The sequence below is a fragment of the Paenibacillus sp. FSL F4-0097 genome, assembly GCF_038593125.1.
Classification (GTDB): Bacteria; Bacillota; Bacilli; order Paenibacillales; family Paenibacillaceae; genus Paenibacillus_AQ; species Paenibacillus_AQ odorifer.
In genome coordinates this window covers 2,673,027-2,696,276 of sequence record NZ_CP151965.1, presented here as the reverse complement: position 1 = coordinate 2,696,276, position 23,250 = coordinate 2,673,027, and the positions used below count along the sequence as shown (strand labels likewise).

The 23,250-nt window shown below is 42.9% G+C and carries 22 protein-coding genes; 4 read left to right on the top strand and 18 right to left on the bottom strand.

Annotation, left to right across the window (positions count from 1 at the left end; genetic code table 11):
* Positions 1-19: 19 nt before the first annotated feature.
* Positions 20-1,108: a hypothetical protein gene (locus MHH86_RS11960; protein ID WP_036685899.1), complete on the top strand. Its 1,089-nt coding sequence runs from the start codon at positions 20-22 to the stop codon at positions 1,106-1,108.
* A 196-nt stretch (positions 1,109-1,304) separates the two neighbouring features.
* Here MHH86_RS11960 and map read toward each other — a convergent pair whose 3' ends face one another.
* From map to MHH86_RS11930, 6 genes are all read right to left on the bottom strand, one after another.
* Positions 1,305-2,051, bottom strand: a complete 747-nt coding sequence (gene map, locus MHH86_RS11955; protein ID WP_036685897.1) for a type I methionyl aminopeptidase — start codon at positions 2,049-2,051, stop codon at positions 1,305-1,307.
* Between the two features lie 32 nt (positions 2,052-2,083).
* On the bottom strand, positions 2,084-3,070 hold the full coding sequence (locus MHH86_RS11950) for a hypothetical protein (RefSeq protein ID WP_342479743.1): 987 nt from the start codon (positions 3,068-3,070) through the stop codon (positions 2,084-2,086).
* Positions 3,071-3,237: 167 nt separating this feature from the next.
* On the bottom strand, positions 3,238-3,864 hold the full coding sequence (locus MHH86_RS11945) for an SGNH/GDSL hydrolase family protein (RefSeq protein WP_342479742.1): 627 nt from the start codon (positions 3,862-3,864) through the stop codon (positions 3,238-3,240).
* A gap of 164 nt (positions 3,865-4,028) precedes the next feature.
* Positions 4,029-5,207 (bottom strand): NAD(P)/FAD-dependent oxidoreductase, encoded by a 1,179-nt coding sequence (locus MHH86_RS11940; protein ID WP_036685891.1) that lies wholly within the window; start codon positions 5,205-5,207, stop codon positions 4,029-4,031.
* Positions 5,208-5,247: 40 nt separating this feature from the next.
* Positions 5,248-5,691: a DUF1641 domain-containing protein gene (locus MHH86_RS11935; protein WP_342479741.1), complete on the bottom strand. Its 444-nt coding sequence runs from the start codon at positions 5,689-5,691 to the stop codon at positions 5,248-5,250.
* Positions 5,692-5,891: 200 nt separating this feature from the next.
* Entirely contained in the window at positions 5,892-6,710 is an 819-nt protein-coding gene (locus MHH86_RS11930) for a DUF2785 domain-containing protein (RefSeq protein WP_340950736.1), read from the bottom strand.
* A 245-nt stretch (positions 6,711-6,955) separates the two neighbouring features.
* Between MHH86_RS11930 and MHH86_RS11925 the strand changes: the two genes are divergently transcribed.
* Entirely contained in the window at positions 6,956-7,573 is a 618-nt protein-coding gene (locus MHH86_RS11925; protein ID WP_036685885.1) for a nitroreductase family protein, read from the top strand.
* A gap of 111 nt (positions 7,574-7,684) precedes the next feature.
* On the opposite strand, the gene MHH86_RS11920 is transcribed toward MHH86_RS11925, so the two are convergent.
* The 7 genes from MHH86_RS11920 to MHH86_RS11890 all read right to left on the bottom strand — a co-directional run bounded on the left by MHH86_RS11920 (position 7,685) and on the right by MHH86_RS11890 (position 13,734).
* The gene (locus MHH86_RS11920; protein ID WP_076147170.1) at positions 7,685-8,305 is read right to left on the bottom strand and encodes a hypothetical protein; all 621 of its coding nucleotides are present in this window, start codon (positions 8,303-8,305) and stop codon (positions 7,685-7,687) included.
* Positions 8,306-8,308: 3 nt separating this feature from the next.
* Positions 8,309-9,193, bottom strand: coding sequence for an EFR1 family ferrodoxin (locus MHH86_RS11915; protein ID WP_340890193.1), 885 nt, complete (start codon positions 9,191-9,193; stop codon positions 8,309-8,311).
* 567 nt (positions 9,194-9,760) lie between these two features.
* The gene (gene dnaN, locus MHH86_RS11910) at positions 9,761-10,903 is read right to left on the bottom strand and encodes a DNA polymerase III subunit beta (protein WP_342479740.1); all 1,143 of its coding nucleotides are present in this window, start codon (positions 10,901-10,903) and stop codon (positions 9,761-9,763) included.
* Entirely contained in the window at positions 10,904-11,239 is a 336-nt protein-coding gene (locus MHH86_RS11905) for a hypothetical protein (RefSeq protein ID WP_249267736.1), read from the bottom strand.
* 810 nt (positions 11,240-12,049) lie between these two features.
* Entirely contained in the window at positions 12,050-12,535 is a 486-nt protein-coding gene (locus MHH86_RS11900; RefSeq protein ID WP_256717400.1) for a DUF3888 domain-containing protein, read from the bottom strand.
* A gap of 60 nt (positions 12,536-12,595) precedes the next feature.
* Positions 12,596-13,558: a phosphotransferase gene (locus MHH86_RS11895; protein ID WP_076317102.1), complete on the bottom strand. Its 963-nt coding sequence runs from the start codon at positions 13,556-13,558 to the stop codon at positions 12,596-12,598.
* The gene (locus tag MHH86_RS11890) at positions 13,555-13,734 is read right to left on the bottom strand and encodes a hypothetical protein (protein WP_179088444.1); all 180 of its coding nucleotides are present in this window, start codon (positions 13,732-13,734) and stop codon (positions 13,555-13,557) included. Before MHH86_RS11890 ends, MHH86_RS11895 begins: the two co-directional genes overlap by 4 nt.
* A gap of 156 nt (positions 13,735-13,890) precedes the next feature.
* On the opposite strand from MHH86_RS11890, the gene MHH86_RS11885 reads away from it, so the two are divergent.
* On the top strand, positions 13,891-15,105 hold the full coding sequence (locus MHH86_RS11885; RefSeq protein ID WP_076317106.1) for an MFS transporter: 1,215 nt from the start codon (positions 13,891-13,893) through the stop codon (positions 15,103-15,105).
* Positions 15,106-15,180: 75 nt separating this feature from the next.
* On the opposite strand, the gene MHH86_RS11880 is transcribed toward MHH86_RS11885, so the two are convergent.
* The 3 genes from MHH86_RS11880 to MHH86_RS11870 are packed head-to-tail and all read right to left on the bottom strand — an operon-like array spanning position 15,181 to position 17,173.
* Positions 15,181-15,891 carry an SAM-dependent methyltransferase gene (locus MHH86_RS11880; protein WP_076100714.1) on the bottom strand — a complete coding sequence of 237 codons (711 nt, stop codon included), beginning with the start codon at positions 15,889-15,891 and terminating at the stop codon, positions 15,181-15,183.
* 38 nt (positions 15,892-15,929) lie between these two features.
* Entirely contained in the window at positions 15,930-16,229 is a 300-nt protein-coding gene (locus tag MHH86_RS11875; protein WP_076100716.1) for a hypothetical protein, read from the bottom strand.
* Positions 16,230-16,279: 50 nt separating this feature from the next.
* Positions 16,280-17,173: a LysR family transcriptional regulator gene (locus tag MHH86_RS11870; RefSeq protein WP_076317103.1), complete on the bottom strand. Its 894-nt coding sequence runs from the start codon at positions 17,171-17,173 to the stop codon at positions 16,280-16,282.
* 131 nt (positions 17,174-17,304) lie between these two features.
* Here MHH86_RS11870 and MHH86_RS11865 point away from each other — a divergent pair, with 131 nt between their 5' ends.
* Positions 17,305-18,045, top strand: a complete 741-nt coding sequence (locus MHH86_RS11865; RefSeq protein ID WP_076317104.1) for an SDR family NAD(P)-dependent oxidoreductase — start codon at positions 17,305-17,307, stop codon at positions 18,043-18,045.
* Positions 18,046-18,423: 378 nt separating this feature from the next.
* On the opposite strand, the gene MHH86_RS11860 is transcribed toward MHH86_RS11865, so the two are convergent.
* Both MHH86_RS11860 and MHH86_RS11855 read right to left on the bottom strand, forming a co-directional pair.
* Complete coding sequence (locus MHH86_RS11860) at positions 18,424-22,053, bottom strand: X2-like carbohydrate binding domain-containing protein (RefSeq protein WP_342479781.1); 3,630 nt, start codon at positions 22,051-22,053, stop codon at positions 18,424-18,426.
* A 351-nt stretch (positions 22,054-22,404) separates the two neighbouring features.
* A complete protein-coding gene (locus MHH86_RS11855; protein ID WP_076317251.1) occupies positions 22,405-23,163 on the bottom strand; it encodes a DUF6612 family protein in 759 nt (252 codons plus the stop codon).
* Between the last annotated feature and the right edge of the window lie 87 nt (positions 23,164-23,250).

The window sequence follows — 23,250 nt, the reverse complement described above, 5'->3', positions numbered from 1 at the left end:
AGCAGTTGGAGGGACAATTATGCAGACGTTGCAGACGTTAGAAATGGAATATTACTATAATTCTGCAGGGGAGCCTATTGCAGAGGTACAGTCACTGGGAAACTGCTATACCCGTAATATTTTTTTCATGCTAAAGAGGTATGTCAATGACTCTAGCGTATTGTACAAGATGTTTTTAGATGATTTTAATCTGAAATTAGTTACCCATACTGACAGTGACCAGTTTGAATTAAGCTTGAACGAGATCAAAGATCCCGAGGATTATATAACAGTCGCTAATAAACATACTTTTAGCAACAATGCAGAGGCAGCCATCCAGACGATAGAGACACTGTTAGCAAATAACGAAGTCGTATTTGTCAATACGTTAATGAAACGAGTCCCCTTTTATAGAACATTTGAATTAAACCCGGCTCTAGAAACAGATCATATTGTGGATGGGCATATATTTTTGATCCTAGGGCAGACGGCAACTGATTTTTATTTCTTGGACAATTATATAAATTACAACAAAGAGTATTTCAAGCCTTATCCGCATAACAAAAATATCGGTCAAGATGCCAAAACTTCGTTTATGGATGCCTACAATCGTCAGTTTTCCTGTTTCACAGTACATCCTAATCAAGATGAGCTTGCTGAATTGCCAGCCCGAGCCTCGCTCATTTTAAGAACCGCACTATCGAATTATTATAAGCCGCCCTCTTGTACCGAAGGACGCCTGGAATATATCGGACGATCAGCCATCCAGGAACTGAACAATCTGTTTGCAAGTGGACGTTTCATCCTCAATACAAAGATTTCAAACCGCCCCCATGACCTTTACTCTTTAACCCGGACGACGCTCACCCGTCATTCAGATAGGAAAAAAGTATTGCTGTTGCTGCTGAATTCCTTAGCAAATCCTAATGCTCTCAGCGATGTCATTCATTGTGCTCGGCAAAGCATCGAACAATGGGAACTTTTAAGGAATGTTATGACCAGGCAGTATATCATGAATGAATTTACACTTACTGACCAGATGGAAGAATACATGGCCTATGTCCTTCATGCGGAAGACCTGTTTTATCATTCCATTGAAAAAAACATCGATAACTTATGCCAAATATAGGATATAAGCGTAACGCCTCATCCTAGAAAAAAAGAGACTTGTCAAATAGACAGGTCTCTTTAAAGTATTTACCGCATTGCCACTTATCACGGCTAATAACAACTTCGCTAACGACATGGAAGGAACGGAGGGTCCGGGTAAGGGCTTTTGCTCATATCCCCCTCCATCCTCCACCCCTTTAAGTCGCTATTCGAGCTTACACACTAGTCAGAATAACAGGCTCACCTTTAGTCACGATAATCGTATGTTCAAACTGCGCTACCCGACCGTTATCTACAACACTTAGCGTCCAGCCATCCGATTGCTGCTCCACATAGTCCGCACCAGTCGAGAGGAAGGGCTCTATTGTAATTACTTGTCCTTCCTTCAGCACCGTGGTCACTCTTGGATTATAGAAGGGTAGAATTTCAAAAGGCTTCTCATGCAGTGATTTGCCAATTCCATGGCTGCACAGATTACGCACCACTCTATAACCGCGTTTGCGAGCTTCAAGTTCCATCATTCTGCCGATCTCGTTAACCTTCATTCCTGCCCGCAGATGATTGATCACACTCATCATAGTTTCCTCTGTACTCCGGCATAAACGCAGAATATCATCGTTATAGGGCGGCAGTTGAAAAGAAACGCCAGCATCCCCATAATACCCATTCAGCTCAGCAGAGACATCAATGTTGATCAAATCGCCAGCATTAATCACTCTCGGACCCGGAATACCATGAGCAACCTCTTCGTTCACACTGATGCAGGTACTGCCCGGGAAATTATAAGTTATCTTCGGGGCTGAGGATGCTCCGAAGCTTTCCAGAATCTCAGCTCCAATAAGATCCAACTCCGCAGTCGTCATCCCAGGGGTTACTTTCTTTTTCATCTCGGCGATGGTGTGGCCCACCACTTTCCCAATAGCTTTTAACCCTTCTAAATCTTGTACCGTATCACTTGTCATCCAACACACATTCCTCTCACTTCATGAATTAATCATTTGTTTAGCCTCTGAAATGCACTCCCTACCCACTGAAAAGTATCTTCCACTTGTTTGCCTGCTGCGTTATCGTAGTAACTTCTCTTGAAGCTATGCTCATCAACTTTATCCAGTTTTATGGAATACCGCTCAGGACTGCTGATAAACAGCTGATTTTCAGGTTTAATAGGCAGTTCTTCTATCACGTTATTTCTTCTGAGTGTAAAAAGCTTGTAGAAATAACCGTTACTCGTTCCATATTGTCCGATCGTAAAATCGGGATCACCATCTCCATTATAATCCTCAAACTGAAGCTGGAAAAAATCATTAAAGGTCTGGGCAAATTGATCATTTAACGAATAGCTACTCAGCGTTTTTCCATGCTCATCAGTCACTACTAGCCTAAATCGGCCACTCCAGTTTCTTCCCGTTAACGGACTGGGTGTAGTCCAATCTTCGCTATATGTCCCCTCTAGCAGTTGCAGATTTAAAAATCCCGCTCTGCCTGTGACCGGAGACAGTTCATTATGTGATAGGGTTACTGGACCTGTTACCTCGACAGAAGTCTCCACAGGGTCTGCCTGTTCAATGTTCTCCGTATCGATTGTTCCATAAATGAGCTTTCTTAACTGGTCAGAGTTTTTTACAGGAATCGTGTAGCCCTGACTGCTGTTCTCCGCTGTAGTAAACATCCCTTCATGTCCAAGTTGATCTCCAAGCGCTATGTAATAGTCTTCCGAATAGCCGTCCCCATAAACAAGCTTCATTTCAAATTCCGGACCCCAATCCAGATCATCAGAAAATTTCTTACTCTTGTTCATAGCCTCCGCTAGCGTCTTGATCAAAACAGAATCCTTTAGCGTTAAGCTCTCTGAGTGCATAGGACGATCCGCTTGTTTCTGATCACTAGTTGCGACGGGTGTCAACGACACGCCTTCGATCCATCTGGCATTGATGAAGCCCAAATCACTTTTACATCCGCTTAACACTACGACCAATAACAAAGGTGCTATCCATATTAACCGCCTAATGCGAATCGCCTCCAATACATAAGCATATTCCAATTATAACAGTGTCTATAAATATATAAAAACGACTTTACGAACACGCGATTAAAAAAGACTACAACCTGCTTATTAAAGCGTGGTTCTAGTCTTAAAATGACAATTGATTAGATTGCTCCCATCGTTTTGAGCCAAGCATCCGCAATAAGTGCATGACCTGCAGGAGTAGGATGTACTCCATCATATGCCCAGTAAGCCGGTTCTGCTTTTACGGAGGCCGCTGCAAAAAGTCCATCTAGCGGAACCAGCGGCGCCCCATATTCACGTGCCAGCTCGCGGACAATATGAATTTTAGGATCAAGATCCTGACGCCAAGTTCTACGATCTTCCGGTACAGGCAAAACAAAAGGCTCTATAAGAACTAATTTAGCATCCAAAGATTTCTGAGTGCGTTTAATCAGATCCCGATATGAAGCTTCAAACTGCTCGGGAGTGGTTTCTTCACCAGAATCAAAACGGCGCCAAGTGTCGTTAATTCCAATATAAATGGACACCCAAGTCGGCTTCAACTCCAGGCAATCCTTATCCCAACGCCCCTGTAAATCAACAATACGGTTGCCACCAATGCCACGGTTAATAAAAGTAAGATTCTTCTCTGGGTATAAATACCCCAGACGAGCGGCGACCATCATTGCATAACCCACTCCAAGCGATGAAGCGTCTTCATGATTACGTCCCCAGTCTGTTATGCTGTCACCTTGAAACAGAATGACATCGTTTTGTTGGAATAACATAAATGAAATCCTCCTCTAACTACCTCTGTTAATATAACCCAATCTATTATATCAAATACAATGAATACAGCCTACTACGAAACATCAATAATGCAAACATTTCACTAAAAAAACAATAACAAAAACCCCGCTCAGATTCGAGCAGGGTTTAGGGTTAAACTATATTAGTAAGCTAGGCTGAACAATCCTTTAATGTGGGACAAGTAACGAATATTACTTGCTTCCTTCATCAGAGTTGCAGGCAAGCCTTTTAACGGAGTAGAACTTGCACCAACGATGGCTACACCGTCTTTACGGCCTAAGCTAGCAAGCGTACCAGAGTTGATTGGGCTAAAGCTTTCAAACGATTTATTTTTCAAGAAGGCATACAGATTGTATCCGATCAATTCACCCATTTGCCAAGCGATTTGAGCAGTTGGAGGGTATGGACGTCCATCTTCTGCAAAGACCACAGCGCTGTCACCAGCAACGAATACATCTTTGTGGGAAGTGGATTGCAAGAACTCATTCACCGTTGCACGACCGCGGTTAACTTCAAGACCGGATTCGCCGATGAGTGGATTTCCTTGTACGCCACCAGTCCATACAAACGTGTTAGCAATAATTTTTTGACCGTCTTTCAAGTCAATCGCATTGCCTTCTACATTCGTAACAGGAAGACCTGTCAAGAATTGAACACCACGTTTTTCCAAGCTTGCTACAGCACGTTCGATCAATGCATCTGGCAATACTGGAAGGATTTTAGGACCTGCTTCAACGAGCATAAGCTTAATTTCTTTAGGATCAACGCCATACTTTTTAGTAAGTGTAGGCAATACATCCGCGATTTCACCAACAAGCTCAACACCTGTTAAGCCGCCGCCACCGATCAGGATGTTTGCATCTGCTTCATTTTTCGATTTCGCATATTCACGAATACGATCCTCAATATGTTGATGAATTTTGTTAGCATCTGCAGCTGATTTCAATACCATACTGTATTGTTCAAGCCCTGGAATGCCAAAATAAGCTGTAGTGCTGCCAAGACCTACAACAAGCGCGTCATAAGTTAGTGTCACACCATCAGAAAGAACAATTTGTTTGTTCTCCACAGAAAATGAATTAACCTTCGCGATTTTCAGGTCAATATCTTTACCTGCGAAAAGCTTAGTTAGAGGCATAGCAACAGCCCCCTCTGCAACACTACCTGCTGCAAGACGATGCAATTCTGTGATGATTTGGTGGGTAGGATACTGATTAACTACAGTAATTTTAGCTTCATCTTTTTTGAGATACTTGCGTACGGTTAAGGCGCTTAGTAGACCACCATAACCTGCTCCTAGAATGACAATATGTTTAGACATGATGTTTCCTCCGTCCCTTACGAATAAGATATGAAAATGATTATTCCTGCTTACTGCGTTCTCCAGCAACTTGAAGGTATGCATTTACGAAACGGAAAAGCTTTTGTGCTTGTGGATCTTTCAACAACTTCATAAGACCAAAAAGACCAATAACTTCGTTACTTTCATTCGCACGATCTTTTGCTTCGATCACTGTAGCTGCCATATTCTTCGCGGAATGCACTACAGGTTCAGCAAGTTCTTTAATTGCACTTACCGTATCACTTTTCAAGACATCATCCGCTGCGACAGTTTGCACAAAGTCATAGGACTTTGTAAGCACGCCAACAAGCTCAGTTAATTTTGGCAGCTGTTCCACCAAGACTGTTAATGATTCCTGAACTTCTGGTTTCAAGAGCTGCTCTAGAACATCCATTTGTTCCTTGCTAACAGCTACTTTTGGTGATTCTTGTTCAGGTTGTGTTTGAGTGATTGATTCTGACATATCCAAATCTCCTCTGCAATAAGCTTTGCTGCTTAATAGTAATGAAAAACATAAGAACTTTTAACGCCATATTTCTATTATAGCACTTATCAAGTTATAAATGTCACAAAGTTTTTGAATTTCCATAAAATTTTGTGATTTTTATTACATTATAATAAATTATTTAAATTACCAGTGTTAATTAAAACCGTTTGAGTGAATTAATGTACAAATTCATTCAAATTCTTCTCAGTTTTCAACAAAACATCCACAATGTCCATATTCTTCTCTGTTAGAAGTAACCTGAAATAAAGAGAACGCAGGAAGTTCTTTGTATTTATTCGAGTAACGTACTGGCTGTGGCTTCTAGGCCAACTGCCACATTGCGCCAAGTTGAGAATCCAATCGGTTATAGACTGCTGTGGAAGTAATTGATGATCGATGATTGTAACTATAATAGTAGCAATCCGTTCATCTTCTTCCTCCCTGAATATGTATTGATCGTTATAAAGCATCTTTTGAACAACTGTCAGAACCTCTTCCCGCACCTCGGCATCACTCTCCGAGCATAAAACCAGCTCATCCAAGGCGTCTGCGCCATGGGCTGCTGCGTGTGCCCAGCCTTCTTTTTCCATATAACCTCTTAAATCCCGTTCTTCCTTATAATAACGAATTAAACCCTGCTTCACCTTTGTAAATTCAGAGCTATCCAATATAGCCTTTTCCCTATGCCGCTGGAGAATAAGAGCAACAACCAATACAGAAAATGTTCTTGTATACACCGTCTGATCTTCTTTGTTCCCAATGTGATAAAACAGATGCTGCTCGTCAAGGAGTATCCACAACAGTTCACGAAGCTCCGCATCATTAAACCAATGTTTCTCATTAATCCATTTGTAGAATGTGTAATAAATCAATTCATCACGCAGCACAGGCTCGGGATCTCCTAAATGCTCAAGCATCAACTTCACATAATCCTTTATGTCCTGTCCACTTCTAAGCTCGTAGTCATTCTCTTCGATTCTTTGTAAATCTATCATCAATCGTTCTCTACTATTAATCAATTTATCCACCCTTTCATTCACCGTGTTTTTACATATCCCAATATCCTAATTTATGTCCTATTTTTTGACAACAGGGTATTCAAGATTAACTTCAATAAATTTTATCATTGACGAATTTTATAGGCTGTGTTATTTTGAGTTAGTAACATTTAGTTAGTACATTTACAAATATCAGGTGTTTATATTTTACAACCGAATACATACACAACGGAGGAATACTTATGAGCGCTTTTACAGACTTGATTCAGTCCCGCAGATCCGCTATGAATTTTGTGGAAGGGGTCACCATCCCTCAGAATGAATTAGAGGAAATGTTCTCTTACGCCAGATTGGCACCATCGGCCTATAATCTACAGCATACAAATTACAAAGTGATATCTAACGAGAGCTTAAAAGAAGAAATTCGCGAAGCGGCTTACGGCCAATATAAAATCCATACTGCTTCAGCAGTTATTGTAGTGCTAGGAGATAAGCATGCTTATCAGCAGGCTCCAGAAATCTATGGCGGGCTTAAAGCTTTAGGAGCGATGTCACAAGAGGAATATGATGAGCAAATAGAGATGATTAACAATGCTTACATTGATAAGGATGCTTTTCAAAGAGATGAAGCAATACGTAATGCCTCTCTCTCGGCCATGCACTTTATGCTGATCGCCAAAGATAAAGGCTGGGATACCTGCCCGATGATCGGCTTCGATGCTGATGTTATCCAATCCACCTTGAATCTGCCGGATCATATGGTACCTGTTATGCTGATCACGATCGGCAAAGACAAAAAACATAAAATCAGACCCCGCGGCTACCGTAAGCCAGTCAACGAATTCGTTGAGTTCATCTGATTATAGATACAGCAAAACGTTCCATCCGAGGCAAGTAACGGGTGGAACGTTTTTTTAATTGGAACTCATCATGAAGATAATGAACCGTGTGCCCGATATAGAAGAGGTGCTCTACTTCGCATATTGTAAAATCGCAATCGCTGCTCGTTCCCGTCGTTCGGAGTCATCACAAATCAAAGCTTCTTTCAAAATATTAAGCGCCTTAGAGAGCGTCTCCTCATCCAATTCCAGCGGACTATTCACTTCTTGTTCATTAGCAGAAACACCTGTAATCCACAGATCCAAGCGAGCACTTGGTTTTGGACCCTTAAATTGTACAACCGGTGCACTTTGGTTAAATAACTCCCGCACGCCTGCGTTTAGTTCAGAAATCGGCAGACTTTTCAACCACGTTACACCACGCCGATGGCATGTACCCTCGTCAACATTATCATTTAACTCGTTGTAAAAATAATCTCCGAGGTCTCCGAGATGTACCCAATCTCCATCGGCCACCAGCACATAATCTCCATCTTGCATCGTATGTACAAATAGCTGAAGGGCTTGCAGATGTTGCATAAGCTCCGGCTCACTATATTGGTAAGTACCGATTAATCGATCACGAAGTTCCTCTATGCTTAGATTCTCCAGATCCCCTATTCCGGGGTAGCCGATACTCACATAATTATCCTCCAAAAATGTGCTGATCCGCTCAATCCCCAGTGGCTTAGATCCCATCCGAAACAGATTCATATGTCATTCCTCCAAATACTTAATAAAATGCTTATAGTAGCCCTTGGATTTGGGAGTAACAAACCGTCCATCATTCGCAGAATCCTTCATTAGTTTATGAAGATTCGGACCTCCAGTATAGGGATCTACTACGCTAGCCTTCAGTCGTGTCGCTTGGATTGCCTTCTGAGGACAAGAATAAACACAACGCATACATAATAAACAATTTTGACTGAAAACAATTCCTTCTCCGCCGCTACTAATATTGGATGTTGGACAGTTGCTGACACATTTTAAACATAGTGTGCAAGCGTCCGTTGTACTCAATCCTTTGGCGAAGTATTTTCCCCCTTGGTGTTCCTCACAATAATATACTGTTCTCAGAACCCGCTCCAACACAGGGTGAATCGGCAGATTTCGTGGTGTTCGGTTTACGATTTCCTCTGCAAACAATTCCACCTTACGCTGTGCGGCTTGGTACAACTGCTTATTCAACCTGTCATCATATTTGATATAAAAATTACATGGCATCGCCAAAATGGAATTGTGAAAAGGGATATATCCCTTCCCACGCAAAGAACGAAGAACCGTATTCGAAGCACCGTTATTGATATAGTGTGGAGAGGATGCCGTTTTGAATACAAATGCCGGGGTTCCATTACATTCAGGCAGCTGATCTGCAAAATGTTCAACAAAACCGGAAGCGCCAAAGCCTAGAACCGGATGACCAATACCTATAAGATCATAAGCTTCATATTCTACAGAACGAGTGCCTTTAATAATATCTTCCACTCTAAACAAATCTACGTCTTGCCCTTTACTTCTTAGCCTTTCAGCAAATTGCTTAGCAATAATCTCCGTATTGCCAGTACCTGAGAAATAAAATATGGCCGTCTTTGCATTATGCATTCCATCCCCTCCCAGATCAAATATACCTCATTCCCGTCTGGGAAAGCTGTGATGCTGAAGTGGGTTTGGGCTATTTCGGACTCAGTTGCTCTTATTTCCATAATTTCGCTCGTTTTGCCACACTATCGGACTCAGTTGCAGCTATTCGCTCAAATGTACTCCTTTTCTGAGTAAATCAAGGGCAATAGGTGCTATACAGTCCGAAACCTTCGCAAAATGAACCCATATGCTGAAATAGCTGCAGTACGGTCCGCTACGATCTAGATCGAGCAAAAGGTAACTGGTTTCGAGACGTAGGCGGATAGATTGTGCTATAGGTAACTAATTTCGTGCACGGAGTAGATAGGTTGAGCTATAGGTAGCTAATTCCGCACGGTGTAGATAGGTTGAGCAATAGGCAGCTAATTCCGCGCACGGAGTAGATAAGTTGAGTCATAGACAGTTAGTTTAAGCACTGGTTAGCACGTTTAGGAGCAGATTTGGCAGGTGGCGTTCTTTTCAGCAATTGCTCGGACTCAGTTGCAGCTATTCGCTCAAATGTACTCAAATACTGCAATTAACATATCCTCAATCATGCGTCCTCACAGGAGTAATTAAAAAAAGTGTGGACGAAGATGCGTCTACAGGCAGGATCACCAGCGGCCTTTCTTTTCCCGCGAACCTGATTCTAAGCGTCTCACTATCTATCGCCCGAAGGATGTCCCTGAAATATTTTCCATTAAAGGCTACTCGAAAATGATCACCCTCTAGATGCTCCAAAGGAATCTCTTCTTTTACATCCCCAATTTCTGCAGTCTTGGACACTAAACTTAGCGTGTTAGAAGGAAGTACGCTGAGCATAACACTCTCACCAGCCAATATAGAAATACGTTCAACCACATGTAACAAACGGTCTGTCTTAACAATCACTTCGGAGAGATACGCTTTTGGGATTAAATTATTGACAGAGGGATAAGTTCCTTCTAGAAGGGCAGACTGAACCCTCAATCCATTAGAAATAAATCTGATCTGCTTGGGGCCTATTTCTAAATCGGTGCTGCTGTCTGCATCATCGCTTAATATTTTTAAAAGATCCTCCAGGCTGCTGCCCGGGATTACAACATCTAAAGGAATTGCACCGTAATCTTCTACGCTTTCAACAATATGCTGGGCGAAGCGGATGCCATCAGTGGCGACTACACGAATATTTCGCTTATCTATTTGAAGCAAAACTCCTGTGAGCACAGGTCTGGTTTCCGATGAAGAGACCGCAAAAACCACTCTTTTAAATATTTGCTTCAGGAGAGTGTTCTTCATGCTTATCTTTTGAATGTTTGGATGATCTATGTATTGGATTCTTGGAAACTCTGCCTCATCCATTCCACATAAACGAAATTGAGTGTTCCCTGATTGAATGTTTAGAATCAATGCCTCTTCGATTTCCAGCCTAATTAGTCCAGGATCAAGCTTACGAATGATCTCATAAAAATAACGCGCGGGAACTACGATCTCACCTGTGTTGTGCACAACCATCGAATCCATCTTCACAGGGAGCTTATATTCAATGGTCATTCTTATATTGCTGGCTGTTAATATCAGACCCTGAGTTTGCGCCTGAATAAGTATTCCTGACAGAACACGTGAGGAACTATTCGCGGATATGGCTTTTAATGCTGCCTGTAATGCGGTACTAAGAGAATCTTTTGATACATGGATTAGCAAAGACTTCACCTAACTCTCCTTAGATTCCTTTACAAAATGCGCCTCAATAATGTTCCGAAATACTTGAGAGCGAGATGCGTTCTGATCCGCACAAGCCTGCTCTATCTCCTGCCAAACGTCCTCAGATAACGTCAAAGATACCTTTTTAGTTACACCAGTGCTTTTTCTACCCGCACCCTCCCGAAGACCTCCCCTTGTAAAAAGAAACCCCAACTGCCCGTCTTTAGTAGCTACACCTACTTTAACTTTATCCTCGTTGTTACTTGCGCTATCGCTAGTGACTTTATCTTTAATTTCGTTAAAATTGCTCCTCTTGTGTACGCCTTCGAATTTATGATCACCCAATCCCTCGCACCTCCGTATTTGAATTTAGTAACTTAAATCAATGCATTCACTAATTTCATAATACCATAATCGCCATTAATCCACCACAAGTCTAACCACAAAAAAAAACACCCCAAAGATCGGAGTGTGTGTGGTGGGCTAGGCATGAGTTTGGTATGCGTTGGGTATGAGTTTGGTATTGCCACATTGACCCATGTCTTTTTTATTTTGCTTAAAATCGTTTGTGAATGTATGAGTTAATTGCACTTTATACAACTATAAACAATACATAGTGCTGCCCGAGCGAAATAAGTGTATTCTCTGCAACTAAATTCATCGATATTAACAAATTAGTGTGAAAAGACTTCTTTTAACTGCACCAAATGCAACTAAAAGTGACTAAGCTTCTTATCTCCTGCAAATAAGTGTATAAACTGCAACTATCCCGTTTACCCACTCCCGGACACACGCACTCACCCTCATCACGCCACTAGCCCAACCTTCATTCCCTCTCACACACCCTCATCACGCCACTAACCCAACCTCTATCCCCTCACGCACACCCTCATCATGCCACTAACCCAATCTTCCTCCCCTCTCACTCACCCTCATCATGCCACTAGCCCAACCTTCCTCCCCTCCACTCACCCTCATCACGCCACTAGCCCAACCTTCCTCCCCTCTCACTCACCATCTCCTAAGACTCCCTTCCCTACTCAACCCATCACCTTTACCGCAGAACTCCCTACTCATGTAAAAATAGCTCGCCTCATAACTCAACACGCGGCACATATTAACATCTACTCTTCCGCCTGCCTTACCGAAACTACACTATCTCAGGATGTTCTGATAATTTGGTGGGAAGTCTGACTTTTTGGGGTCTTTTAGATGCTTGAACGATTCAAGCTTCACCTTAGGACCAGGAGAGATCCTAAAAGTCATGGTATCTTCTCCAACTGAAATATGTGGACCTACTGTAGGATATACGTTAAGTGTAATCAAGAAATCAAACCCACGGAAACCATTGAGCCGCTTCACCTCAGTCACATCCACAAAGTAAGGATAAACCATTGGCGATTCTCGCAGAAGCGGTGAATAAATATCTGCAATTTTTTTCTCAATATGGGGTAAAAGTAATAACATCAGAATGTCTTGAAACTTAAGTTCGCGAGAATCTTGATCTGGCAGTTGAAGTCCCGAATCAGACCTGGAGGGCGTTATAGATTGAGGTTGAATTAACCTATTAGCGGAGCAAGGTTGTGGCGTCAGAACAAGCATCACTGCGACAAGAAGGGGAGCAATCCAGCTTTTTTTCATCACAATAGCCTCCTTAGGGAACTTTATATAAATTCCCCAAAGAGACCCTATTTTTATACGTTAAATCTCAATCCTGTCAAAAAGAAAGGGTTCTCCCTTAAGATAATTTTTCAGGATCGCTAGCGCATAGGGCTGTTCTGCTTTTAGACCCTCAGTTTCCCTAGGATCGGATACGTGATGGCAATAATTTTCGATCATAACCATGACCGTAAAATTCTCTAAAGTCTGAACCCACTCCCCATCGAGCTTGGCGATACTTTCGTACCCCTTAATGACCCCTTCTCTTTGCAATGGATACAGTCCAAGAAGAGTATGTGCCACGTCATAAAGATAATAACCCCAACCACATCTTCCAAAATCAATCGGCCGAGGTTCGCCCTCTTTAAATATGATGTTGCCTTGATGTAAATCTCCATGGATAACGCCATAAGACCTTCTGTTCTTATTTTTATGCTGCTTGCTTAACCAGTTGTATAATTTTTCAGCTGCCGACTGATACAGCACAAACTCATCATCCGTAAGAAAACAATGATAATGCAGCTTTAAACGAAGCATTGCTTTTCGAAAGCTATGCTCATCCCAAACAGGACGATTAAAGCCAGAGGGTAACTCCAGCTCCTGTGCCGCCTTATGCAGCTTGGCTAATAGAACGCCTTCTTTGTAAATTTGTTCTTCGGTAAGTCTTTCATTCGCATGTTCCCCTTCAACCCAACGCATCAAAGAGGCATACACACCTTCTCCATTTCCCTGTTCCACTCTGAACGTTACAGCACCTGTGCGATCGTGAATACCTTTTGGCAGGGGGACATCAATTTTGCTCTTCAAAAGCTCCAGCCACGCGATTTCGGAGTTGATTTCCTCTTTAGATCTCCCCGAATGAAGGCGCAGTAAAAAAGTTCCCTCTTTATTAGTTTCGATTACAAAGGTACAGGTATCCGATAGCTGGTTAAAACGAATCTGCGTCCAATCCAGGTCAAAGTTCTGAAGCGCCATTAAAGCTGCCTGCTTATAATTTTTTCTCATCGCAAAGGAAGGAACACTTCAGCCTCATCGGGCCAGGAAGGGTTCGCAATTTGATAGAATTCTATATCCAATCCAAGATCATTACTCTGCAAACTGTTATTAAATTCTCGCTTCATTTCCGGCAATTCAAGCACTTGGACTTGGCCTTCAACATTCATATATAACCATCCCTTCAATGATCTATAAAAATGAAAACTATCTGAAAAAATATTTATCTTGAAAATATTTTCAGAAAACTAAATAATAGAAAAGCAATACTTACATGTCGGATCTATCATCTTAACCAAGGTGGAGCTTCATTACAGGCAGAAGAAAGGTTGAACATCGGCATCATGAACGCAATTCCAAACCTCAACAAGGCACAAACACGCAAAGAACGAGCAGGGAAAGAGCCCTTTCCCATCTCTATACTTTCTCTTACGGCAGGCGCTTTTGCGATTGGTATGACTGAGTTTGTTATTATGGGTATTTTACCAAATGTGGCCAACGATTTACAGGTTAGTATTTCGACTGCTGGCCAACTCATTACAATGTACGCACTTGGAGTGGCCGTTGGCGCACCCATCCTGACCATTCTCACGCAACGCATTCCACAAAAGAAACTGTTATGTCTTCTCATGATTCTTTTTATACTGGGCAACGGAATCTCTGTGTTTGCACCCAACTATACCGTTCTCATGGTAGCTCGTATAATTACAGCTTTAACTCATGGTACTTTTTTTGGGGTTGGCGCAGTCATTGCATCCAATCTTGTACAACCCAATAAGCGGGCCGGAGCCGTATCTATTATGATGGCAGGTTTAACGATAGCCAATATTGTCGGAGTTCCTCTAGGGACATTTATTGGACAAAGTATGGGCTGGCGGGCCTCATTTGCAGCGATTGCTGTCATGGGAGTCGCCGCGCTGATCGGTATTCTCATTTTTATTCCAAAGCTTAAACAAGAGAAACCAGCGAGTGTTCTCCAGCAGATTGCTGCGCTGGCTAATCCAAAGCTGCTACTATTCTTATTGATCGGGGCGTTAGGGAACGCCAGCTTGTTCACCGTGTTCACATATATTACTCCACTGCTTGAAGAAGTGACTGGTTTTGCTGAACATAGTGTGACTTGGATTCTAGTCTTATTCGGCTGTGGGGTGACCATCGGGAACATCGTTGGCGGAAAGCTTGCGGATTGGAAGCTGATGCCTTCTATCGTGGGACTTTATTTTGCAGTCAGTATGATTCTAACGATCTTTTCCTTCACGATGCATAGCCCAATAGCTGCGGTAATCACAATATTTTTCTGGGGTATGGTGTCCTTTGCGGTCATGCCGGGTCTGCAAATACGGATTATGAGTCTGGCTCAGGCAGCCCCTGCACTTGCCTCAACGACCAGCCACTCCGCCGGGAATCTCGGTAACGCAACGGGTGCCTTTATTGGCGGTTGGGTCATTTCTCATTTAGCGATCACTTCGCTTCCTTGGGTCGGTGCGGTTCTAGTGGGCCTTGGTCTGGTATTAGGCATAGCTTGTTTTGTAGCAGAACGGAAAGAAACTGTGGCGTAAGCTTTATAGATATTTATACAAAAAACGAGGGCGCTCCCAAAGTCATCATGGCTTGAGGCACCCTCGTTTTATATTTCAGAGGAACAATTCTGCTCTTCTAATCTTCAACATCTGCTTTGCACCTTTTTGAAATTCATAAGGAACCTCTAGTTCCTCTGCAGTAAATCCTTGCCTCACCAAATCATCAATAAGGCGGTCTAAATACTCATACCTTTTACAAGAAAGGTCGACTAGTGGAAAGATTCGAAGCTCGCCTCTCGTCACCCGCATTAGTTCCTTAACAGCCTTTAGATGAAATTCATAGTCCAGCCGATCGCTGTACATAAATAGAAAGTGAGCAGATAATGTCAGATCAAATGCTTCATCCGCAAATGGCAGATCCGGAAGTACCACAGGAACATAACGCTCCGGGGTTTGTCTTCGATCTTTAGTGCTGGCGGTTAAAGCTGCGTTCCTAGCTTCGGTCAGGCCCTCGATTGATTTAAAGTAGTTCCAAACGAAGTTATCCTGTACTTTTTCCATTCCGGACATCGCATGCGCAATATCTTGAACCCCTTTGTCTGCCAGCTCATCTTCAGAGTAATAGTAAGCAATATCGGCAGCCGTTACATCACCACCCAACTGATTCGCTATTGCTGTAAAAGAACAAGCACCCGCAGGACAATCCAGAATTCTCTGGCCGATGAGATCTGATTCCAGCAAATCAAACATACGTAAATATTCCTCATAGGTCCTGCCAATAAAAACAATTCTCTCCAAATCAAGCTTTCCCTTTGCTCCGCTCATCTCAGCTCACCTTTCCTCTTCTAGGCTCATTTACACTTCTACTTCTGTTTTAATATACGAATAAGGTAATCGATTAGAATCCCCAAAATCAAAAACGTTCCAAAATGAATAATATAAGTTGGGAATCTGACGCTGATTAACGCACTATTGGTTCCCCATCTCGGATTATTTACATCAACCATGAAGCTTTCAAAAGGTTCTGTAAAGATCAGTGTATCTATAATAGGGTTCAAACGTACAAGAATAATATTCGCGATCCCCACCCCCAGATAGTCACTCAGACAGATGATGATACTTATAATCGAAAGCCAGAAACTGAATTTCCTCCTAAAAAACATCAAACACCGCCCTTTCTATTTTTTCTATTTCTTAACAATTCGTTTAAAATTCAAAATATCCTTGTCACGGTTAGTTCCTGTTTTAAAAAATGATACAATCTGGAGCTCGCTAGCTTAAGCGGATAATCTGAAAGTTTACATAGGATCCCACAGGTCATATCAATAACCTTTCCCTCCAGCTTCCGTACTATAGTTCCTGCTGGGGCTGGATTCAGCACAATCTCAGGCACAAGAGCCACTCCTAAACCACTTCCCACAAAATATTTCAGCGCTGTCATGCTCCCAATCTCCATTGTATCTAGTGGCGGCCCACCTGATTCCTGCAGCACACTTTCTAATTTTTTGCGATAAGGACAATTCGCTGCCGTAATCAATAAGCGATGAGCCTGTAGATCCTCTGGGGTGATACTCTCCTTGGATGCTAGCGGATGCTCTTCTGGCAAAAGTAACAAGAATTCCTCTGCAAATAAGGGTTCAAAATAAAGCTCCTTGCCGAGCTCTGGCGCCGAACACACAGCCATATCAATTTCACCACGCAGGAGTAGTTCACTAAGTGCTGCGGTTCCCGCAATATCCACGGAGACTTTCACTTTAGGAAACTGTGCCATAAACTCATTTAAAAGCTGCGGCAAACGATAGCTCGCCGTCGGGTCCGTTACCCCTAATCGCACGTTGCCAGCTTCCCCTATTTTTAAATCAGCCAAACGGCTCTCTAGTCGTTCCATATCTTTAACGATATGTAAGCTCTCTTCATAAAACAATCTGCCTGCTTCTGTTAAGCTGATTTGCTTACCCCGCTCAAGCAATTGACATCCCAGATCAGATTCAAGCCTTTGCATCTGCATCGTAACTGTAGATTGGGCATAGTTCAATTCTTCTGCGGCACGATTAAAGCTTCCGGAAGTTACGATTGTTTGAAAGGTTTTTATTGTTTTTAGATCCATCCTAGTGTCCTCCAGTGTTCAATTCAAATAAATTGAACCAAACATTCATTATATTCAATTATACGAAATCCACTTTTCTCTATAGAATACTTTATATCAACAACATACGCCAACTTAAGGAGTGCATGAGGATGGATCTCAACAATAAAGTCGCATTAGTAACTGGTGGAGGGACTGGAATTGGCAAAGCTGTAAGCTTGGAACTATCCAAACGCGGGGCTCACGTCGTAGTGAACTATTCTAGATCTGAGGATGAAGCTAACGAAACCTTAAAGACGATTCTGAATCAAGGAGGGCAGGCTATAGCAATACAAGCCAACGTTTCTAAAGATCAAGAAGTGCAGAGTATGGTGGATTCGATTATTCAGCATTTCGGGACAATAGATCTGCTAGTGAATAATGCCAGTATAACTAAACATATTGCTCTCGGAGATCTGGAAAAGGCAACCGAGGAAGTATGGGATGAGCTATATGATGTAAATGTGAAAGGAATGTTTTTCTGCGCCAGAGCGGTTGCACCATATATGAATCATAAAAATTCAGGAGCCATCATCAATCTCGGCAGCATCGCTGGACAGACAGGCTTAGGCTCCTCCCTTCCTTATGCCGTCTCCAAAGCGGCTGTCCACGGTCTTACGAAATCGCTGGCACACGCGCTGGCTCCAAATATTAGAGTTAACTGTGTAGCACCGGGCGCCGTTGCTACTAGATGGTGGGCTGGACGAGAAGAACAGATGTATAAACTAGCCCCTAATCTGCTGCTTCAGCATATTTCAACCCCCGAAGATATCGCCCAGTTCGTCTGCGCTGCGCTAGAACAGGAAGCAATGACTGGACAGATCATTACCATAGATAGCGGACAAACATTGTAACAGCCAAAACAGCTAATGGTATGTCAGAACTACTTTTAAGTATCATTAGCTGGTTCTTACGTACCGTACAGGACGAAGTGAAGCGTTGATAGAATAATTGGGGAATTTCTCCCTAAAATTCTGAGTTTTCTGGTCATCCAACCAATAATTAGGGAAAACCTCCCTAATTATTAGCTAATTTACTGGCAAATAACGAATTCGCCTGATTTTTAGGGAGGTATTCCCTGATTTCGTTCATTTAAAGCAAATATCGGCTATTTTCAGGGAGGTTTTCCCTAATTACTCTCTAGCCCACACCGCACGAACCATAAATGCATCTGACATACCACATAACGTATACCCACGCCTCCTCATAGCACATACCACATACCACATGATTCATAGAACGTAGCCATCCGACATACCACATATCGCATGACTCATAGAACGTAGTGGCGCTTTTGTCCAGTCTACAAAATTGGTATCAACCGCATTAAAGGAGTAATCTCCGGTTTGAGTGTAATTTGACCAATCCTCTTTAGCTACTCGCACTTGGATATCGATGCTCGCACCCGCAGCAAGTGAACCTGCTGCACTCGAGAATCCAAGCTCCAGATAATAATCCGCATCAGCTTTAGCCGTTGGCAGCTTCACAAACGTGCCCGTTACATTCGCACTTCCAGCCTGTGACCAATCGCAGAAGAAGCTTTGTGCCTGCTCACCGTCAATTGTGTAATAATATCTTAATTTCACATCAGAAAGTGCAACAGCACTTGTGCTTGTATTCACCAGCTTAAACTTTGGATTTAGTGTATTTCCGGAAGCAGACACTGTACCGTTATACATCTGCACTTTCAGTGCTACTGTAGGAGCTACTGACGTATCTGAGATGGTGACAACCAAGGATTGTGCGGCTCCTGCACTAAACTCAAAGGTCAGCGTTGTCGTTCCTACGCCTTGAGTTGCCAGATACTCCTTCTTGAGAGTGACTGTTGATCCACTTACCGTATAATCCGTTCCGGCTACGAGGGTTGCCGTTCCGTTCTTGATCGTGCTCAGTGTATTTCCGTTCAACGTCATAGTTACTGCAACGTCTGCTTGATTTGCTGTTTTCTTATCAAAACCTGCGCTGCTTGGGGTGATGGTCGAGTTGGATACTGGTGTTGTAGTATCCGTTACCGCTACCGCCAAAGATTGTGTAGCTCCAGCGCTAAAGCTAAACGTCAGCGTAGTCGTTCCTACCGCTTGTGTCGCTAAATACGCTTTTTTAATCGTCACTGTTGATCCACTTACCGTATAATCCGTTCCGGCTACAAGGGTTGCCGTTCCGTTCTTGATCGTGCTCAGTGTATTTCCGTTCAACGTCATAGTTACTGCAACGTCTGCTTGATTTGCTGTTTTCTTATCAAAACCTGCGCTGCTTGGGGTGATGGTCGAGTTAGATACTGGTGTTGTAGTATCCGTTACCGCTACCGCCAAAGATTGTGTAGCTCCAGCGCTAAAGCTAAACGTCAGCGTAGTCGTTCCTACCGCTTGCGTCGCTAAATACGCTTTTTTAATCGTTACTGTTGGTCCACTTACCGTATAATCCGTTCCGGCTACGAGGGTTGCCGTTCCGTTCTTGATCGTGCTCAGTGTATTTCCGTTCAACGTCATAGTTACTGCGACGTCTGCCTGATTCGCTGTTTTCTTATCAAAGCTTGCAGTTATTGGCGTTATGGTCGAGCCTGTAGCTGGTGGATTTACAGGATCAGCATACAAGGTGCCTCGGCCATTCGTACCGAGATATACACGTCCATAGATTCTTGGATCCCCAGTAATCGCCATATTGATCTTAGCGTATTGGTGAGCATCGTCATTAATACGTACCCAAGTTGCGCCAACATCATCGGAACGGAAAACGCCCCTTACACCATCAATCTTCGCTACGGTGTACAATGCCATATAAGTTTGGCCCGGAGCAGCCTTACCATAACCAATAAGATCAGCTTCTTCTACATTCGTTAACTTCGTGAAGCTCGCACCTGAATTAGTGGAGTGCCATAGACCATATTTATTCTCAACCGTATTCCCTCCGGCGAACCAAATGTCGCCTTCAATACCTGGAACTGCCTTCATACTGATTTGGGCTTCATTCGGCTGTAATCCAGCCACATTATTGGTCGGGAAGCCCGAAGCTGCGGTGGCAGTAAATGTAGCTCCACCATCCACACTTACATAGAAAGTTCCTGCATAGAATCCATAATATTTGTTAGGATTCACGCGATCAGACGCTATCTTCGCTCCAGCCGGTAATCCTGCACTTGCTGTCCAAGAATTGCCTGAGGTTTTGGAATAATACACCCCGATATCTGAGGTGCTCCACAGAATGGAATTGCCGCTTGCAGATACAGCTACTTGTCCATGGCCCACCGTTGTTTTGGTTCCATTGGAAGGCTCGGAGTTTGGCATGTACCAGTTCACTCCACCATCGGTAGAGATACCACTGGACTTCATGCTTGGCGTTTTTTCTTTATCTGCACTGCCTACCCGCACCATATAGGACGGACTCAATTCAGCGTAGTCAATACTCATCGTTGTTGCCCATGAAGGACTGGTCTGGAATTTGGTTGGTGCTACCGACAAATCCTCATGACGGAAACCAGAAACGTCACCAAGTGCAGTGATCAAATGCGAAGTTCCAGTTGGCGGGCTAATTAGACCCAGCACTGCAGTTTCCTCCACACCTTTTGCCATGACTGAGATATTTACCTTGCCTCCGGTATCCCATGAGGTCAAATTGTTCGAGCCATAAATTGTTGCTCCAGTGCCGTACATCATTCGATTCGAGTTAAATGGATCAATTTCCAAATCACCCATCATCCAGCCTAACTTCGGTGAAGGATCCAGGGATGTAGAAGTGGTTCCATGATCGAGCCATGGAGCGGCGGTGATATCCATACTGAACTTATAAGTCCGTTCTGGATAATTGCCCCAATCCCAAATGCGACTCCAAGTAGCGCCACCGTTGGTACTGCGGAAAATGACTTCATCAGGCCACCAGGCGTTTAAGCTGGATACCATCAATGTGTTAGGGTGCTGAGCATCCAGCGCCAATCCACCAAAGCCGTACCAATTATCTGTACCAGTCGTAGGACTGATATTGGTCCAAGCCCCACTAGTTTTGTTGTATTTCCATACTTCACCCTTACTACCATCATACGGTCCTACACCATTACTATAAGTAATATAGAGGTCGCCTGTGGATGACAGCTCGCCGTGATGTGGCAAGAAACCCGTAGGTTGTCCAGCCAGAGCTGTCCAGGTTACTCCACCATCTGTACTCCGATATACGCTGCTAGCCGTGTCGGCTACACCGACATAGATCGTTTGAGTAGCGTTGCCAAGTGTACCTGTACTCTTATCGAAAGTGATCCAAGACAATCCGACGAGATCATTCCCATAATCAAGTGTCGGATTCTGAATATACGTGCCTACGTTTGGAAAAGAGGTTACCTTTGACCAAGTTACACCTGAGTCAATACTTTTCCAGAGGCCATTACCACTTCTAGCTCCAAAGTAGAGAATGTTGTTCTTATTTGGGTCGATGACTAGGCGTTCACCAGCGGAACGGCCCGGCATATTGCCACCTACTTTAAAAGGCAGTGGAGTAGTTTGCCAGGTGTTCCCCCGGTCATTAGAGCGCATAATCTGGCCATTATTATCCCAATGATTAGTATACGTACCCGTTGCCATGTAGACTTTATTAGGATCAATTGGGTCTGTAGCCAGAGCATCTACGCCATTCTTGTTCCAATCCACCCAGCCTACCGAGTCACTAATTGAGACCCAACTGGATGTAGCTTGATTCCAGCGATAGGCACCGCCAATATCTGTTCTGGCATAAATCAGATTCGGTTCAGTTTGATTAAAAATAATTCCGGGTACAAAGCCCCCGCCAGCTCCCGTTACAACGCTTTTCCAGGTGTAAGGTTCACTTGAGGCTGCATGGGTAGTAGCTGGGAATGCAGAGAATAAAGAGCCTACCATCGCGCCAAGCAGGACCAAAAGTCCTGTTTTCCGGATACGGTTACGAATCACGTTTTACGCCTCCTACGATATAATTGGTTTGTTTATGCCTTCTTCTTACTCTATATCCCTGCTCCTCCCTCCCCCTTAATCCATACCTTTAGAACTTAGAATCCATTTTCTGATAACGCTTTCATTATAATGGTAAGGTTTTTCATTATCGAGAGAAAATGGTTATATTTTGCAGAAGATTGTCTCTAAAAATCGTACCATTTTCACACTTCAGGATACAATTTCACTAAATTTTGATCAAAAATAATTCTATTGATAAAGAAAACCTCCGGAATAAATCCCAGAGGCTTTCTAATATAACTATTCTTCACTAGTATCTGCAGGCATAACAATCTCTTTTATACCATTAAAATGGCTGATATTTGTTTGCAAAGTGAGCACTGATTCTGAATCTAAGTTTTCTGATTTTAATGAAGTGAATATTTCCGCTTCCACTTTTTGCGGCAAATGTGTAGTTTTATCCAGCGTATATCTTAGTTTAATTTTGTCTGTTAAATTCTGTTTCATCAATTTGAGTGTTTCCTTACTCGCATCATTAGACGATATCTCCATCGAAAGCATGTATTCTTGTTCCTCTTCAGTAACAACGATCTCCTGAGAATCTATCTGGTACGTGTCTATATAATCGTACGGATCAATAAATCTTTGTACCATTTGTTTTTCTTTCACTGGAATATAATCGTCTTGCTTGATAAATAAATCATCCATTACCTTTGTATGATATTCAGTATCCGATATGTACTCTTCTCGTTCCTTCCCTTCCGCAGTCTCCGATTTTAGATATACGGTATAAGGATTTCTAACATAGTCGACATGAAATGAGACAGCGCTCGACCAATGTTTATCTTCACTTTTTTCCGATTTGCTTGATGTTTCTTCTTGTTTCTCCATTTCTATAGTGTAGCTCTCCTGCTTAGCCAGTTCACTCCGAGACATGCTGAGCAGCTCCTCTGCACGCTTATCTCCCCCTCCTTCAGCACCCGATTTAGTGTTCGTTGCACAACCTGTCAAACCTAACATACAAATGATACCGATAAAAACCGCTTTTCTGATAAACATATTACTTCCCCTTCACTTCAAATGAAATCCAAATATAACTAAATCTATTTTATCATTATAAAGCTAACAGCTTATATGACGGAAAAG

Bases quoted from the DNA above. Each gene is read 5' to 3' on its own strand.
- MHH86_RS11960 (WP_036685899.1), top strand. From the start codon at position 20: ATGCAGACGTTGCAGACGTTAGAAATGGAATATTACTATAATTCTGCA.
- map (WP_036685897.1), bottom strand. From the start codon at position 2,051: ATGACAAGTGATACGGTACAAGATTTAGAAGGGTTAAAAGCTATTGGG.
- MHH86_RS11945 (WP_342479742.1), bottom strand. From the start codon at position 3,864: ATGTTATTCCAACAAAACGATGTCATTCTGTTTCAAGGTGACAGCATA.
- MHH86_RS11940 (WP_036685891.1), bottom strand. From the start codon at position 5,207: ATGTCTAAACATATTGTCATTCTAGGAGCAGGTTATGGTGGTCTACTA.
- MHH86_RS11935 (WP_342479741.1), bottom strand. From the start codon at position 5,691: ATGTCAGAATCAATCACTCAAACACAACCTGAACAAGAATCACCAAAA.
- MHH86_RS11930 (WP_340950736.1), bottom strand. From the start codon at position 6,710: ATGATAGATTTACAAAGAATCGAAGAGAATGACTACGAGCTTAGAAGT.
- MHH86_RS11925 (WP_036685885.1), top strand. From the start codon at position 6,956: ATGAGCGCTTTTACAGACTTGATTCAGTCCCGCAGATCCGCTATGAAT.
- MHH86_RS11920 (WP_076147170.1), bottom strand. From the start codon at position 8,305: ATGAATCTGTTTCGGATGGGATCTAAGCCACTGGGGATTGAGCGGATC.
- MHH86_RS11915 (WP_340890193.1), bottom strand. From the start codon at position 9,193: ATGCATAATGCAAAGACGGCCATATTTTATTTCTCAGGTACTGGCAAT.
- MHH86_RS11900 (WP_256717400.1), bottom strand. From the start codon at position 12,535: ATGAAAAAAAGCTGGATTGCTCCCCTTCTTGTCGCAGTGATGCTTGTT.
- MHH86_RS11895 (WP_076317102.1), bottom strand. From the start codon at position 13,558: ATGAGAAAAAATTATAAGCAGGCAGCTTTAATGGCGCTTCAGAACTTT.
- MHH86_RS11885 (WP_076317106.1), top strand. From the start codon at position 13,891: ATGAACGCAATTCCAAACCTCAACAAGGCACAAACACGCAAAGAACGA.
- MHH86_RS11880 (WP_076100714.1), bottom strand. From the start codon at position 15,891: ATGAGCGGAGCAAAGGGAAAGCTTGATTTGGAGAGAATTGTTTTTATT.
- MHH86_RS11875 (WP_076100716.1), bottom strand. From the start codon at position 16,229: ATGTTTTTTAGGAGGAAATTCAGTTTCTGGCTTTCGATTATAAGTATC.
- MHH86_RS11870 (WP_076317103.1), bottom strand. From the start codon at position 17,173: ATGGATCTAAAAACAATAAAAACCTTTCAAACAATCGTAACTTCCGGA.
- MHH86_RS11865 (WP_076317104.1), top strand. From the start codon at position 17,305: ATGGATCTCAACAATAAAGTCGCATTAGTAACTGGTGGAGGGACTGGA.
- MHH86_RS11860 (WP_342479781.1), bottom strand. From the start codon at position 22,053: ATGGTAGGCTCTTTATTCTCTGCATTCCCAGCTACTACCCATGCAGCC.
- MHH86_RS11855 (WP_076317251.1), bottom strand. From the start codon at position 23,163: ATGTTTATCAGAAAAGCGGTTTTTATCGGTATCATTTGTATGTTAGGT.